This window comes from Lysobacter sp. TY2-98 (genome assembly GCF_003367355.1).
In the GTDB taxonomy this organism is placed as follows: Bacteria; Pseudomonadota; Gammaproteobacteria; order Xanthomonadales; family Xanthomonadaceae; genus Cognatilysobacter.
In genome coordinates this window covers 3117309-3130388 of the sequence record NZ_CP031413.1, presented here as the reverse complement: position 1 = coordinate 3130388, position 13080 = coordinate 3117309, and the positions used below count along the sequence as shown (strand labels likewise).

Here is a 13080-nt window from a genome sequence, read left to right as displayed (position 1 = left end):
AAAGAGCCGCCCTTCGAGGCGGCTCTTTTTTTTGGCGCCGACCGGCTTATCGCAGCGATGCCACCGTCAGGCCTTGTAGCCCGTATGGATGGCGACGATGCCGGCCGACATGTTGCGGTACTGCGTGCGCACGAAACCGGCGGCATCCATCATCGACTGCAGCTCGCGCTGCGGCGGGTGCTTGCGAATGCTCTCGGCGAGATAGCGGTAGCTGCCTTCGTCCCCCGCGATCATGGCGCCGAGCTTGGGCAGCACGTTGAACGAGTGGAAGTCGTAGATCGGGCGGAACCAGTCGGCCGTGACCTGCGAGAACTCCAGCACGCGCGCCTGCCCGCCCGGGCGCAGCACGCGATGCATCTCGCGCAGGCCGGCGTCCTTGTCCGTGACGTTGCGCAGGCCGAAGGCGATCGTCACGAGGTCAAAGCTGTTGTCCGGGAACGGCAGCGCCTGCGCGTTGCACTGCACCCAGTCGAGGCCGCGCACGAGGCCACGATCCGTCAGGCGATCACGGCCGACGCGCAGCATGTCGCCATTGATGTCGCCGACCACCACCTCGCCCGCATCGCCCACGCGATCCTTGAGCAGCACCGCGATGTCGCCGGTGCCGCCAGCAAGATCCAGCACGCGGTCGCCGCGCTTCACCTGCGCGGTCGCCACGAAGTAGCGCTTCCACAGCCGGTGGATGCCGAGCGACATGAGGTCGTTCATGACGTCGTACTTCGACGCCACCGACGAGAACACGTCGCGGACGAGCTTCTGCTTCTCGCCGACGGGCACGTCGCGATAGCCGAAATGGGTGGTGCCGGGACGCGGGTCTTCGCTCATGCGGGGATTATCGCATCCGGCCGGTCGCGCCCGGTGGTGCGCTGACACGGCCGCTACGCCGCGCCGGCCATGCTCGCGGCGGGAGGTTCGTTCATGTCCACCGTACGCCGCCTCGAAGGCGCTGAAGAACTGTCGCTGGTCAAAGCCGCCGATCATCTGATCGAGGAATGCCGCATGGTCCTGCCGGGCGTGCAGGCGCTGTTCGGCTTCCAGCTCATCGCCGTGTTCAGCGAGCGCTTCGACACCGCGCTCACCGCCGCCGAGAAACAACTGCACCTTGCGTCCATCGTGCTCGTCGCGCTGTCGATCGCGCTGATCATGACGCCCGCCGCCTACCACCGCCTCACTGCGCCGGACCGCGTCACCGCACACTTCCTGCGCCTGTCCACGCGTCTGCTGATGGCAGGCATGCCGCTGCTGATGGCTGCGCTGGTGATCGACGCCTACCTGGTCGGCCGCCTCATCGACGGGCACAGCGTCGGGCTGGCCGTCGCGTCGGTGGTGTTCGCGGTGTTCTCCACGCTGTGGTTCGTGCTGCCGATGGTCAGCCGGTTGCGAAAGCTGGATCCGCTGGCGCCCCCCTGACGCTACGCTGGCGCCGGCGCATCCACGCCACCGGCCAGGCCCCGCGATGCATCCGACGCCGCACCTCGAGACGTGCCATGCGCCCGGCACCGGGCTGCCGGTGCATCGCCACGCGGGCGCATACGCGGCGCTGGTGCGCCAGGGCGATCACGTCGAGATCGGACTCGACGGGCCGCGACGCTGCGAGCCGGGCCTGATCGTCGTGCATCCCGCGCTGCAGGCGCACGGCAACCGCTTCGGTCGACACGGTGCGCGCGTGCTCAATGCGCCGATGCCGCGCGACGCGGTGACCAGCGTATTCCGCACGCCCTCGCTCGCCGAGGCCTGCGCGGTGTTCGAGCGCGCGCCGCAGGAGGTCACCGCGCTGCTCGCGAGCTGCACGCGCGTCGACGATGCCGGCGTCGCGCTGCCCGACTGGCAGGCGGAATTCGTCGAACGCCTGCGCGACGACGCACTGGCGATCGGCGAGATCACGACGGCGCTCGACATCACCCCAGCGCACGCGAGTCGTGCAATCGCCGCCAGCTACGGACTGTCCCCGCAGCGCCTGCGTCGCGAGATCCGCTGGCAGCGCGCGCTCACGCTATTGCGGAGTGACCGGCCGCTGTCCGATGTCGCGGTGGACGCGGGTTTCGCCGACCAGCCGCATTTCACCCGCGTCTGCCGTCAGGAAACCGGGCTCGCGCCTGCCGCGTTGCGACGCCACCTCAACTGCGTTCAAGACGCGCTGGATCCGGCGTGATGGGATGGGGCCTCGTCCGCCACACCGCGCACCCATGGCCCGTCCCGCCTGCCTGTTGACCGCACTGCTCGCCCTCGCCGCGCCATTGCATGCCGGCGGGCCATCGACTCCGCAGGCGGCGATCGACGCCTCCAGCGCCGCCATGTTCGAAGGCGACGGCCCGCGCGCGCTCGCTGCGCTCGCCGCCGTGCCGGACGCGCAATGGAGCGGCAAGGAACTCGCGTATCGGCAATGCCTGCAAGGGCGCTTCGGCGCGACGCCGCCACCGGCGCCTGCCTCGACGTCGATCGATGACATAGCCGTGCGCCAGGTGCTCGGCAGCTACCAGCGCTACTGGTGGGCGGCGCTGCGCGAGCCAGCGCAGCGCGCGAAAGCGGAGAGCGGCCTGCTCGCCCATCTGCGCAAACAGCTGAAAGTCGACGCCAAGGCGGCGCCGACACTCGACGACATCGAACCGCTCGTCGAGCAGACGCTCGCCGCACACGGCTGGCACGCACAGCTCGGCGTCACGCCGCCGCTGCGCGAACTCATGCTGTGGCACGCGCAGGAGACGCGCCCGTTCGTCGTGCCACTGCCCGACGGCCCGCAACCGGTCGACGTCGACCTGTTGAGCGATTTCGCGAGCTACGGCTGGTCGTCCTTCGCGCGCTGCGATCGCGGTTCGAACGGCGGCTGGACCACCGACACGAAGCTCTTCGCCGTGCTGCCGCTGTACGACGGCGGCGTCGACGGCGAGGACTTCCGCGTCGTGTTCCTCGCGCACGAAGCGCAGCACTTCGCCGACAAGCAGCGCTTCAGGAACCTCGCCAACTGGGAACTCGAATACCGCGCCAAGCTGGTCGAGCTCGCGATGGCCGACACGGTGCGTGAGCGGCGTCTGCACTACTTCCTGACCTCGCAGGGCGACGACACCAACGCGCCGCACAACTACGCGAATCGACGCGTGATCGAGGATCTGCGCACGCGGCTCGGCGCCTCACCCGAGACCGTCCCAGTCGCCGCGCTGCAGGCCGCCGCGCGCGCGCAACTTCAGGCCGACACGCAGCGCCGCCTCGCAGCGACGCCGGCGGCGACGTCGCCGAACGCGACTCAGAGGATGTAGCGCGACAGGTCGGGGTCCTTCACCAGTTCACCGAGATGCGCGTCGACGTACGCGCGGTCGATCGTCACCGCCTGCCCGTCACGATCCGGCGCTTCGAAACTCAACGTGTCGAGCAGGCGTTCCAGCACCGTGTGCAGGCGTCGCGCACCGATGTTTTCCTGGCGTTCGTTGACGAGTGCGGCGAGTTCGGCGAGGCGTTCGACCGCGTCAGCGGTGAACACCAGGCTGACGCCTTCGGTGCGCATGAGCTCGATGTACTGCGTGGTCAGCGAGGCGCGCGGCTCGGTCAGGATCTTTACGAAGTCGTCCTTGCTCAGCGACGAGAGCTCCACGCGGATCGGAAAGCGACCCTGCAGTTCGGGAATGAGGTCGCTCGGTTTCGCCAGATGGAACGCGCCGGAGGCAATGAAGAGAATGTGGTCGGTGTTGATCGAGCCGTACTTCGTGGACACGGTCGAACCTTCGACCAGGGGCAGCAGGTCGCGCTGCACGCCCTCGCGCGAAACGTCGCCACCGGTGATGCCGGACTCGCCGCGCTTGGCGATCTTGTCGATCTCGTCGATGAAGACGATGCCATGCTGCTCGCAGGCCTCGATCGCCGCCTCGCGCACATCGTCCTCGTTGACCAGCTTGCCCGCCTCTTCCTCGATCAGCTGCGAGCGCGCCGTCGCGATGCTGAGGCTGCGGCGGTGCGTCTTCGCGCCCGCCACCTGCGAGAACATCTGCCGCAGCTGCTGGCCCATCTCCTCCATGCCCGGCGGCGCCATGATGTCGACGCCGACGTTCACCGCGGTATCGATCTCGATCTCGCGCTCATCGAGTGCGCCGGTGCGCAGCTGCTTGCGCAGTTTCGTGCGCGTGGCCTCGTACTTCTTCAGTTCTTCCGCGTCGTCGGCATGCGCCTGCGTGTCCTCGAATCCGAACACCGGGCCCTTCTCGCGTCGCGGGAGCAGCGCGTCGAGAATGCGGTCTTCCGCACGCTCTTCCGCCTGTGTGCGGACGCGCGTCTTGGCCTGCTCGCGGTACATCTTGACTGCGGTGTCCACGAGATCGCGAACGATCTGCTCGACGTCCTTGCCGACGTAGCCAACCTCGGTGAAGCGCGTGGCTTCCACCTTCACGAACGGCGCGTTCGCGAGCGTGGCCAGGCGGCGCGCGATCTCGGTCTTGCCGACGCCGGTCGGGCCGATCATGAGAATGTTCTTGGGCATCACTTCGTCGCGCAGTTCGGGATCGAGCTGCATGCGACGCCAGCGATTGCGCAGCGCGATGGCGACCGCGCGCTTGGCGTCGTGCTGGCCGACGATGTGGCGGTCGAGCTCCTGCACGATTTCGCGCGGAGTCATGGTGGCGCTGGTGGTATCAGGCTTCAGGGGCATGGGGATATTCGAGGAAGGGGCGACGATCGGCGCGCTGCGCTCAGATCTCTTCGACCACGATGTTGCGGTTGGTGTAGATGCAGACGTCGCCGGCGATGTTCAGTGCTTCCGTGACGATCGTGCGCGCGTCGAGCGAGGTATGCGCGATCAATGCACGCGCAGCCGAGAGCGCATAGGCGCCGCCGGACCCGATCGCGACGATGCCGTCCTCGGGTTCGATCACGTCGCCCGTACCGGAGACGATCAGCGAGGTTTCCTTGTCGGCGACGCAGAGCAGCGCTTCGAGCTTTCCGAGACGGCGCTCCGTCCGCCAGTCCTTCGCCATTTCAACGGCCGCGCGCGTGAGCTGGCCGTGCTTCTCCAGCTTGGATTCGAAGAGTTCGAACAAGGTGAATGCATCGGCCGCCGCACCGGCGAAACCGGCGAGCACCTGCCCGTCGCGACCGAGGCGGCGCACCTTGCGCGCGTTCGCCTTCATCACGGTGTTGCCGAGGGTGACCTGGCCGTCGCCACCGACGGCAACGTGACCATCGCGACGCACCGACAGGATGGTCGTGGCGTGGAAGACGTGGGGATTCTGGGAGGGATCCATGCGGGCTCCGGGAACCGGCGGCGCCGGCATTCACCCGACATGAGGGTCGCCCGCGCGGCGTTCAAGCGCCGTCGTCGGATTCCGTCACCTTGCGCCGGCGCGCGCGCGGATGCGCGGCGTCGTAGACCTTGGCCAGGTGCTGGTAATCGAGGTGCGTGTAGATCTGCGTGGTGGACAGGTCGGCGTGGCCGAGCAGTTCCTGGACGCCGCGAAGATCGCCCGACGATTCCAGGATGTGGCTTGCGAACGAGTGCCGCAGCATGTGCGGATGCACCTGCTTGAACAGCCCTTGACGTTCGGCGAGCTGGCGCACGCGCAGCTGCACGGCACGCGGCGTGATGGGCGCGCCGCCGCGACCGGGGAACACGGCGTCCTCGTTCTTGGCCGCGGTCGACGCGCGCCATTCAACCAGCGCTACGCGTGCGTGTGAGCCGATTGGCACGGTGCGCTCGCGGCGACCCTTGCCGTGGACGGTGACGAGCCCATCGTCGAGATCGATCTGCGCCCACCGCAAGCCACACAGCTCGGACACGCGCAGGCCCGACGAGTAGAACAGCTCCAGCAGCGCACGGTCCCGCAGGCCCAGCGGTGCATCGACCGGCGTTTCGACCAGCGTCTTCGCCTCGTCGGGATCGAGCACGCGCGGCAGTTTGCGTGGCGCTTTCGGCGCGCGAAGCCCTGCCACGGGATTCGCGGCGATGCGGCCGTGGCGCAGCATCCAGCCGTAGAAGCTGCGGCAGGCCGACAGGCGACGTTGCAGCGTCTTCGGCGAACAGCCGCGACGGTGTTCGTCGGCGATGAAGGCACGCAGGTGTTCGCCGTCGAGTGCATCGACGGCGGCGTTCTTCGCAGTCGCCCAGGCGCTCAGCGACGTCAGGTCGCGACGGTAGGCATCCGACGTGTGCACGGACACCTGGCGTTCGCCCGCGAGGTGCGCGAGGAACGCATCGACGGACGCCGGCAGCGCGACGCCCGCGGTGGCGGCGTCAGTCGACATACCTCGACAGCGCCGCGCCCAGCGATTCGCCCATCATGCGCAGGAACAGCGTGCCCATGCCGGGATAGAAACGATTGGCGTCGCGGCTGCCCACGGCGACCATCGCAAGCCCCTGCGCCGCGAACAGTGCGGTGGACTGCGCATCGTCGACGCGATCGCCGTACAGCACGTCCTGCTTGGCCGGCTGCAGGCGGCCGCACAGCGGATCGCCGCTGGTGAGGAAATCGGCGAACGGCTTGAAGCGCATGTCGCCGGGGCCGATCACGTCCAACCATTCCGCCGGCTCGATGCCGTCGATGGGCTTGAGCAGCACGATGCGCACCAGGTCGCCGCTGAAATCTTCCGCCAGCGACGCCGCCATCGCCCGCAGCGTGTCCATCGCGGTGGTCTGGCGCATCAGCGCGATCGTCAGCTGGTGGATGCGCACCGACAGGCGCTCGTTCTCCTGGGCGTTCGCGAACAGCTCCTGCAGGCGGCGCGTGAGTTCGCGGTTCTTTTCGCGCAGCACTTCGAGCTGGTAGCTCGCCAGCGACGCCGCCGGGCCCGATTCGCGCGGGACGACGAGCGATGCGGCGAGGTCCGGGAACTGCCGCAGGAATTCGGGATGACGCCGCAGCCACGTCGCGACTTCGTGCGCGCCGAGCTTTTCGGTGGTGTCGGTCATTCGAGCCAATCTCCTTCGAAAACGAATGCGGTCGGGCCGGTCATCGCGACGCTCGCGTCGTCGGACGGCCATTCGATGCGCAGCGTGCCGCCCGGCAGCGCGACATCGACCGCGCGCTCGACCCAGCCGCGGCGCATGGCAGTGACGGCGGCCGCGCAGGCGCCGCTGCCACACGCGAGCGTTTCGCCGACGCCGCGCTCGTAGACGCGCAGGCGCAGGTGCGAGCGATCGACGACCTGCACGAAGCCGACGTTCACCGAGTCCGGGAACGCGTCATCGCGCTGCAAGGCGGGCCCGAGCGTGTCGACCGGCGCGGTGTCGACGTCGTCGACGCGGATCACCGCATGCGGGTTGCCCATCGACGCGGCGGAAAAGTGCACGTCGCGGCCGTCGATGTGGAGCGCGTACTCGTCCGCGGCATCGAAGCCGGCGAGCGGCACGTCGGCGGGCGCGAAGCGCGGCTGGCCCATGTCGAGGCGCACGCGATCGTCGCCGACGAACTCGACGGCGTGGCGACCGGCGGGACTGGTGACGTCGAAACGCTCCGGCAGCAACGTGCCGCGGGACGCCGCATCGCGACGCAGCCACGCGGCGACGCAGCGCGCGCCGTTGCCGCACTGCCCGGCGCGACTGCCGTCGGCGTTGAAGATGCCGTAGCGCGCGACGACGGACACGTCGTCCGCGCGTTCGATGGTCAGGATCTGGTCGCAACCGACGCCGCTGTGGCGGTCGGCGAGCGCGCGGCACAGCGCTGGCGAGGGCGCGTCGCGGCCGTCGCGCAGGTCGAGCACGACGAAGTCGTTGCCCGCGCCGTGCATCTTGGTGAAGCGCATGGCCTTACGGCGTCGGTGGCGGGCTCGACGGCGGCGGCGTGGTGTTGCCGGCGTCGCTGGCCGCTCCCTCGGGCGGGGTCGCGCTCTGCTGGTCGTTCAGCGTTTCCGGCGTCGGTGGCGTGGCCGGCGGCGACTCCGCGGGCGGCGCCTGTTCCGGCGGCGGCGCGGTCGGGAGCACGAGCGGACCCTTGTTGCCGCAGGCGGCAAGACCGAGGGAAAGGAGGGAGACGACGAGGATTCGGGGCTTCATGCGGCGAGTGTAGCGCGAGGCCGCGATAGCCCCGCGCTCACGCCGGCGCGGTGGCGCCGACCGCGCGCCCGCCGCGGAGCGCATGCCGCGCGCCGACCGCGATCGGCACGCCGAACAGCAGCGTGTGCGAGGCCAGATCGAGCACCGTCGACAGCGGCTTGAATACCACCGGGCGCGGATACGCCGAGAGCGGCAGCACCGCGAGCCGCATCACCAGGAACACGACGATGCCGAATGCGATGCCCGCGACCACCGGATGGTCGACCAGCGCCGGCATGCGCCGTGCCGCGAGCAGGAACAGCACGGCCCACAGCAGCGCGAGTGCGAAGTGGGAGACGAAGCCGAGCGCAGCCGCCGTCGTGCCGCCGTCGTACGCCGCATTGCCGAGCCAGCCGCTGGCGATGGTCTGCATCACGAAGACCGGGCTCTTGCCGTAGGCACCAGCGAAGCAGAAGGCGAAGGTGAGGTCGAGCAGGCCGGCGAGCAGGCCGCCGAGTACGAGGGGACGCCAGGACACGTTCGACATCGCGGGCTCCGCGTGCCGGGTCGGTTCCGGCCGTGCCGCCACCCTGCCATCGCGTGGATCACGCTGACGACCGCACGTCGGGACGTTCGCATCCGAACAGGCTCCGCCCCGGCGTACGCCGCGCGAAGCGGTCCGGAAGCATCGTCATTTCGACCGTGTCGCCCCGCTACGCCGCGCCGCAGGGCCGGCGCGCCGTTTTACTTCGCGTGCGTTGTGGTGTCGGCCACGCCGAGCTGATCCAGCGCGAAGGCGTACATCTCGGCGAGTTCGCGATAACGGCGGAAGCGCCCCGACTTGCCGCCGTGGCCGGCGTCCATGTTCGTGCGGAACAGGATGGGATTGTTCGACGTGTCGAGATCGCGTAGGCGCGCCACGTACTTCGCCGGCTCCCAGTACTGCACCTGCGAATCCCACAGCCCGGTGCCGACGAACATCGCGGGATAGGCCTGCTTCGACAGGTTGTCGTACGGCGAGTACGTGAGCATGTAGTCGTAGAAGTCCTTCTTCCCCGGGTTGCCCCACTCGTCGTATTCGTTGGTGGTGAGCGGGATGGTGGGATCGAGCATCGTCGTCACCACGTCCACGAACGGCACCTGCGACAGGATGAGGCGGTACTTGTCGGGCGCCATGTTCGAGATCGCGCCCATCAGCAGGCCACCCGCGCTGCCGCCGTACGCAGCGACGCGATCCTTCGCCGCGTAGCCTTCCTTCACCAGCACGTCGGTGACGTCGATGAAGTCGGTGAACGTGTTCTTCTTGTTGAACAGCTTGCCTGCCTCGTACCAGCGACGCCCCATCTCCTCACCGCCGCGGATGTGCGCGATGGCGTACACGACGCCACGATCGAGCAGGCTCACCACCGGCAGATTGAATCCGGGATCCATCGACGCGCCGTAGCTGCCGTAGCCGTACTGCAGCAGCGCGGCGGTGCCATCCTTCTTGAAGCCCCTCCTGTAGACGAGTGACACCGGAATCCTGGTGCCATCGCGCGCCGTCGCCCACACGCGCTCGGTGACGTACTTCGATGCGTCGTAACCGATCACCGGCTGCTGCTTGAGCAGGTTGCGCTCGTTGGTGCGCGTGTTGACTTCGTACGTCGTCGTCGGCGTGGTCAGCGAGGTGTAGGTGTAGCGCAGCCACTCGCTTTCGGGCTCGGCGTTCGTCGACAGGCCCATGCTGTACGCCGGCTCGTCGGCCTTGACGTACTCCTGCGCGCCGTCGGCCTTGAGCACGCGCAGGCGTTCGAGGCCGTCGGAACGCTCGGCGATCACGGTGAAGTCGCGGAACAGCTCGAAGCCGTCGATGAAGACGTCGTCGCTGGTCTCGATCCACGGCTTCCACGCTTTGCGCTCGCGCGTTTCAGTGTCGGCGGTCATGACCTTGAAGTTCTTGGCGCCGTTCTCGTTCGTGCGGATCACCCAGCGGCCGCCGTAGTGGTCGGCGCTGTATTCGACATCGCGCTCGCGCGGGGCGAACACGAAGAAGTCCTTCGGGTCCGCCGCGGGTGCGCAGCGCATCTCATCGGAAACGGTGCTGCTCATCGAGATGCAGATGAACCGATCGTCGCGCGTGCGATCGAGGCCCATGTAGAAGCTGTCGTCCTCTTCCTCGTAGACGACCGGATCCTGCGCGACGGGCGTTCCGAGCACGTGCTTCTTGACGCGCTTGGTCAGCAGCGTCTCGGGATCGTTCTCGATGTAGAAGACGGTGCGGTTGTCGTCGGCCCAGACGATGTCGGCCGAGGCGCCTTCGATCGCCTCCGGATAGATCTCGCCCGTCTCGAGGTTCTTGAAGCGAATCACGTACTGGCGGCGGCCCACCGCGTCGTCGGCGTACGCGAGCAGGCGGTTGTCCTGGCTGACTTCGTAGACGCCGACGCTGTAGTAGTCCTTGCCGGAGGCGAGCGCGTTGACGTCGAGCAGGACCTGCTCGTCCTTGAAGTCGGCGGCGTCGTTCGCCTGCTGGATCGACAGCGCAGTCACGCCCGCCGCGTCGCGGCGTCGCGCATGCACGGGATAGTCCTTGCCCGCCTCGAAGCGCGAGTAGTACCAGTAGCCCTTGTGGCGGAACGGCACCGAGCTGTCGTCCTGCTTGATGCGGCCCACGATCTCGTCGTACAGCCGGTCTTCGACGGGCTTGAGCCGATGCATCATCGCATCGACATAGGCGTTCTCGGCGTTGAGATACGCGAGCATCTCCGGGTTCTTGCGCGTGTCGTCGCGCAGCCAGTAGTACTCGTCGCTGCGCTCGGCGCCGAACGGCGCCTTGACCGTATGCGGCTTCCTGGCGACGTCGGGCGGTGTGGGAAGCGAAGCGGCGTTTGAGGTGGTGGTCATGATCGCGAGGGTCAGAAGCGTCAGGATGGCGCGCATTGTGCGGATCCGTTCGGCAAGGGAAAGACAAGGCCGCCCGAAGGCGGCCGTATGGTCATGCGGAATGACGGCGGGCGGTCATTTGCCGCCCAGTGTCGACCACAGGAACGTGTAGGCGAGCGCATTCATGTGCGCGAGCTGCGCGTTGTCCGCCGCGCCGCCGTGGCCGCCTTCGATGTTCTCGTAGTAGCGCACGTTCTTGCCGGCATCGAGCATCTTCGCGGCCATCTTGCGCGCATGCGCCGGATGCACGCGATCGTCGCGCGTGGAGGTCATGAACAGCGTGGGCGGATACGTCTTCGCCGGGTCGAACAGGTGGTACGGCGAGAAGTGCTGGATGAAGTCCCAGTCCGACGTGTCCGGATCGCCGTATTCGGCCATCCACGACGCGCCGGCGAGCAGATGGCTGTAGCGCTTCATGTCGAGCAGCGGCACCTGCACGACGACCGCACCGAACAGTTCCGGATACTGCGTGAGCATGTTGCCCATCAGCAGGCCGCCGTTGCTGCCGCCCTGGATGCCGAGGTGCTTGGGCGACGTGATCTTGCGTGCGATGAGGTCCTGCGCGACCGCCGCGAAATCCTCGTAGGCCTTGTGACGATTCGCCTTCAGCGCGGCCTGGTGCCAACGCGGGCCGTACTCGCCGCCGCCGCGGATGTTGGCGACGACGTAGACACCGCCCTGCTCCAGCCAGCCCTTGCCGACGCTGCCGGAATACGCGGGTGTCAGCGAGATCTCGAAACCGCCGTAGCCGTAGAGCAGCGTCGGCGCGGCGCCGTCGAGCTTGAGGTCCTTCGGGCGGACGATGAAGTACGGGACTTTCGTGCCGTCCTTCGACGTCGCGAAGTGCTGTTCGATGACGTCCTTCGTCGCATCGAAGAACGTCGGCATCGTCTTCAGCACTTCGGGCTGCTGACCGAGCGTCGCGAGCGAGAGCGTGGTCGGCGTGAGGTAATCGGTCGCCGTCAGCCACACCGCATCGCTCTCGTCCGGATCGACCGCGGTGACGCCGAGCGTGCCGAACGCGGGTGCGCCGGTGAACGGCGTGCGCGACCAGCCGTTCGCGGTCGGCGTGAGCACGCTGAGCCGATTCTTGACGTCGTCGAGCACGTTGAGCACGGCGTAGTGGCGCGTCCACGTCACGCCGGCGAGCGAGGTGTGCTCGTCCGGCTCGAACAGCACTTCGAAGTCGCGCTTGCCGGCCATGAAGTCGTCGAACTTCGTGGCGATCAGGCTGCCGGCCTTGTACGTTTTTTCGTTGACGGTGTACGGCTCGCGCAGTTCGAGCGCGAGCCATTCGCGGTGCACGTGCTTTTGCGCGGAGTTCGGCGCATCGATCTTCGCGAGCGTGCCGTCCTTGTCGCGCAGGTAGAGCTCGTCGTTGTAGAAGGCGATCGTGCGGCTGACGAAGTCGCGCTCGAAGCCAGGCGTGCTGTCGTGTAGCGCCGCGATGTACATGTCGTCGTTGGTGCCTTCGTACACCGTGGTCGCCGACGCCAGCGGCGTGCCGCGCGTCCATTCCTTGGCGATGCGCGGATAACCCGACGGCGTCATCGAGCCGGGACCGAAGTCGGTGTAGACGTAGACGTGGTCGCGATCGATCCAGTCCAGGCCGCCCTTCGCTTCAGGACGGAAAAAGCCGCCTTCGACGAAGGACTTGGTCGACAGGTCGAACTCGCGCGTGACGTCGGCATCCGAACCGCCATTCGACAGCGCGATGAGGCAACGCACGTAGTCCGGCTTCAGGCAGTTCGCGCCGTGGAAGACCCACTTCGCGTTTTCCTTCGCGTTGAGCGCGTCGACGTCGAGCACCGTCTCCCATTGCGGGTGCGGCTTGCGGTATTCCTCGAGCGTGGTCCGGCGCCAGACGCCGCGTTCGTGCTGCGCGTCCTTCCAGAAGTTGTAGTAGTACGGGCCGATCTTCTCGACCGCGGGGATCTTCGCGTCCGAATCGAGGATGGCGCGGATCTGCGTCTCCAATGAATGGAAGCGCGTGGTCGTCGCGAGTTCGGCTTCGGTCTTTGCGTTGTGCTCGCGCACCCAGGCGAGCGCGCGGTCGCCGGTAACGTCTTCGAGCCAGAGATAGGGATCGGGGGTTTGCTGCACGGCGGCCTCCTGCGCGCTCGCGGCGCCCGCGGTGGCCAGTACGGTGGCGAGAAGGGCTCCGGTCGTACGTCGTGTCATCGCGTCGGGCGGTTTCGGGAAAGCCCGGA

General features: G+C 67.8%; 13 protein-coding genes. 3 read left to right on the top strand and 10 right to left on the bottom strand.

All coding sequences use genetic code 11. From position 1 onward, the window contains the following. Nucleotides 1-66: 66 nt before the first annotated feature. A complete protein-coding gene (gene ubiE, locus DWG18_RS14965) occupies nt 67-825 on the bottom strand; it encodes a bifunctional demethylmenaquinone methyltransferase/2-methoxy-6-polyprenyl-1,4-benzoquinol methylase UbiE (RefSeq protein ID WP_115647926.1) in 759 nt (252 codons plus the stop codon). 93 nt (nt 826-918) lie between these two features. Here ubiE and DWG18_RS14960 point away from each other — a divergent pair, with 93 nt between their 5' ends. The 3 genes from DWG18_RS14960 to DWG18_RS14950 are packed head-to-tail and all read left to right on the top strand — an operon-like array spanning nt 919 to nt 3254. After that, nucleotides 919-1410 (top strand): DUF6328 family protein, encoded by a 492-nt coding sequence (locus DWG18_RS14960; protein ID WP_162823888.1) that lies wholly within the window; start codon nt 919-921, stop codon nt 1408-1410. 46 nt (nt 1411-1456) lie between these two features. Beyond that, nucleotides 1457-2152, top strand: a complete 696-nt coding sequence (locus tag DWG18_RS14955) for a helix-turn-helix transcriptional regulator (RefSeq protein WP_115647924.1) — start codon at nt 1457-1459, stop codon at nt 2150-2152. 34 nt (nt 2153-2186) lie between these two features. Beyond that, nucleotides 2187-3254: a hypothetical protein gene (locus DWG18_RS14950; RefSeq protein WP_115647923.1), complete on the top strand. Its 1068-nt coding sequence runs from the start codon at nt 2187-2189 to the stop codon at nt 3252-3254. On the opposite strand, the gene hslU is transcribed toward DWG18_RS14950, so the two are convergent. The 9 genes from hslU to DWG18_RS14905 all read right to left on the bottom strand — a co-directional run bounded on the left by hslU (nt 3242) and on the right by DWG18_RS14905 (nt 13051). Then, nucleotides 3242-4633 carry an ATP-dependent protease ATPase subunit HslU gene (gene hslU, locus DWG18_RS14945; RefSeq protein ID WP_115647922.1) on the bottom strand — a complete coding sequence of 464 codons (1392 nt, stop codon included), beginning with the start codon at nt 4631-4633 and terminating at the stop codon, nt 3242-3244. The genes DWG18_RS14950 and hslU overlap by 13 nt on opposite strands. Before the next feature lie 40 nt (nt 4634-4673). After that, on the bottom strand, nt 4674-5225 hold the full coding sequence (gene hslV, locus DWG18_RS14940; protein ID WP_115647921.1) for an ATP-dependent protease subunit HslV: 552 nt from the start codon (nt 5223-5225) through the stop codon (nt 4674-4676). Nucleotides 5226-5286: 61 nt separating this feature from the next. After that, nucleotides 5287-6222: a tyrosine recombinase XerC gene (gene xerC / locus DWG18_RS14935; RefSeq protein WP_115647920.1), complete on the bottom strand. Its 936-nt coding sequence runs from the start codon at nt 6220-6222 to the stop codon at nt 5287-5289. Beyond that, complete coding sequence (locus DWG18_RS14930; protein ID WP_115647919.1) at nt 6212-6886, bottom strand: DUF484 family protein; 675 nt, start codon at nt 6884-6886, stop codon at nt 6212-6214. The genes xerC and DWG18_RS14930 overlap by 11 nt, the downstream gene beginning before the upstream one ends. Beyond that, entirely contained in the window at nt 6883-7719 is an 837-nt protein-coding gene (gene dapF / locus DWG18_RS14925; RefSeq protein WP_115647918.1) for a diaminopimelate epimerase, read from the bottom strand. The genes DWG18_RS14930 and dapF overlap by 4 nt, the downstream gene beginning before the upstream one ends. Nucleotides 7720-7723: 4 nt before the next feature. Then, nucleotides 7724-7969, bottom strand: coding sequence for a lipoprotein (locus DWG18_RS14920; protein ID WP_115647917.1), 246 nt, complete (start codon nt 7967-7969; stop codon nt 7724-7726). 37 nt (nt 7970-8006) lie between these two features. After that, nucleotides 8007-8495, bottom strand: a complete 489-nt coding sequence (locus DWG18_RS14915; protein WP_115647916.1) for a hypothetical protein — start codon at nt 8493-8495, stop codon at nt 8007-8009. A gap of 197 nt (nt 8496-8692) precedes the next feature. Further along, entirely contained in the window at nt 8693-10867 is a 2175-nt protein-coding gene (locus DWG18_RS14910; protein ID WP_115647915.1) for a S9 family peptidase, read from the bottom strand. Nucleotides 10868-10945: 78 nt separating this feature from the next. Continuing rightward, entirely contained in the window at nt 10946-13051 is a 2106-nt protein-coding gene (locus tag DWG18_RS14905; protein ID WP_115647914.1) for a prolyl oligopeptidase family serine peptidase, read from the bottom strand. Between the last annotated feature and the right edge of the window lie 29 nt (nt 13052-13080).

Coding starts and splice junctions, on each gene's coding strand:
- ubiE (WP_115647926.1), bottom strand. CDS start 825: ATGAGCGAAGACCCGCGTCCCGGCACCACCCATTTCGGCTATCGCGAC.
- DWG18_RS14960 (WP_162823888.1), top strand. CDS start 919: ATGTCCACCGTACGCCGCCTCGAAGGCGCTGAAGAACTGTCGCTGGTC.
- DWG18_RS14955 (WP_115647924.1), top strand. CDS start 1,457: ATGCATCCGACGCCGCACCTCGAGACGTGCCATGCGCCCGGCACCGGG.
- DWG18_RS14950 (WP_115647923.1), top strand. CDS start 2,187: ATGGCCCGTCCCGCCTGCCTGTTGACCGCACTGCTCGCCCTCGCCGCG.
- hslU (WP_115647922.1), bottom strand. CDS start 4,633: ATGCCCCTGAAGCCTGATACCACCAGCGCCACCATGACTCCGCGCGAA.
- hslV (WP_115647921.1), bottom strand. CDS start 5,225: ATGGATCCCTCCCAGAATCCCCACGTCTTCCACGCCACGACCATCCTG.
- xerC (WP_115647920.1), bottom strand. CDS start 6,222: ATGTCGACTGACGCCGCCACCGCGGGCGTCGCGCTGCCGGCGTCCGTC.
- DWG18_RS14930 (WP_115647919.1), bottom strand. CDS start 6,886: ATGACCGACACCACCGAAAAGCTCGGCGCGCACGAAGTCGCGACGTGG.
- dapF (WP_115647918.1), bottom strand. CDS start 7,719: ATGCGCTTCACCAAGATGCACGGCGCGGGCAACGACTTCGTCGTGCTC.
- DWG18_RS14920 (WP_115647917.1), bottom strand. CDS start 7,969: ATGAAGCCCCGAATCCTCGTCGTCTCCCTCCTTTCCCTCGGTCTTGCC.
- DWG18_RS14915 (WP_115647916.1), bottom strand. CDS start 8,495: ATGTCGAACGTGTCCTGGCGTCCCCTCGTACTCGGCGGCCTGCTCGCC.
- DWG18_RS14910 (WP_115647915.1), bottom strand. CDS start 10,867: ATGCGCGCCATCCTGACGCTTCTGACCCTCGCGATCATGACCACCACC.
- DWG18_RS14905 (WP_115647914.1), bottom strand. CDS start 13,051: ATGACACGACGTACGACCGGAGCCCTTCTCGCCACCGTACTGGCCACC.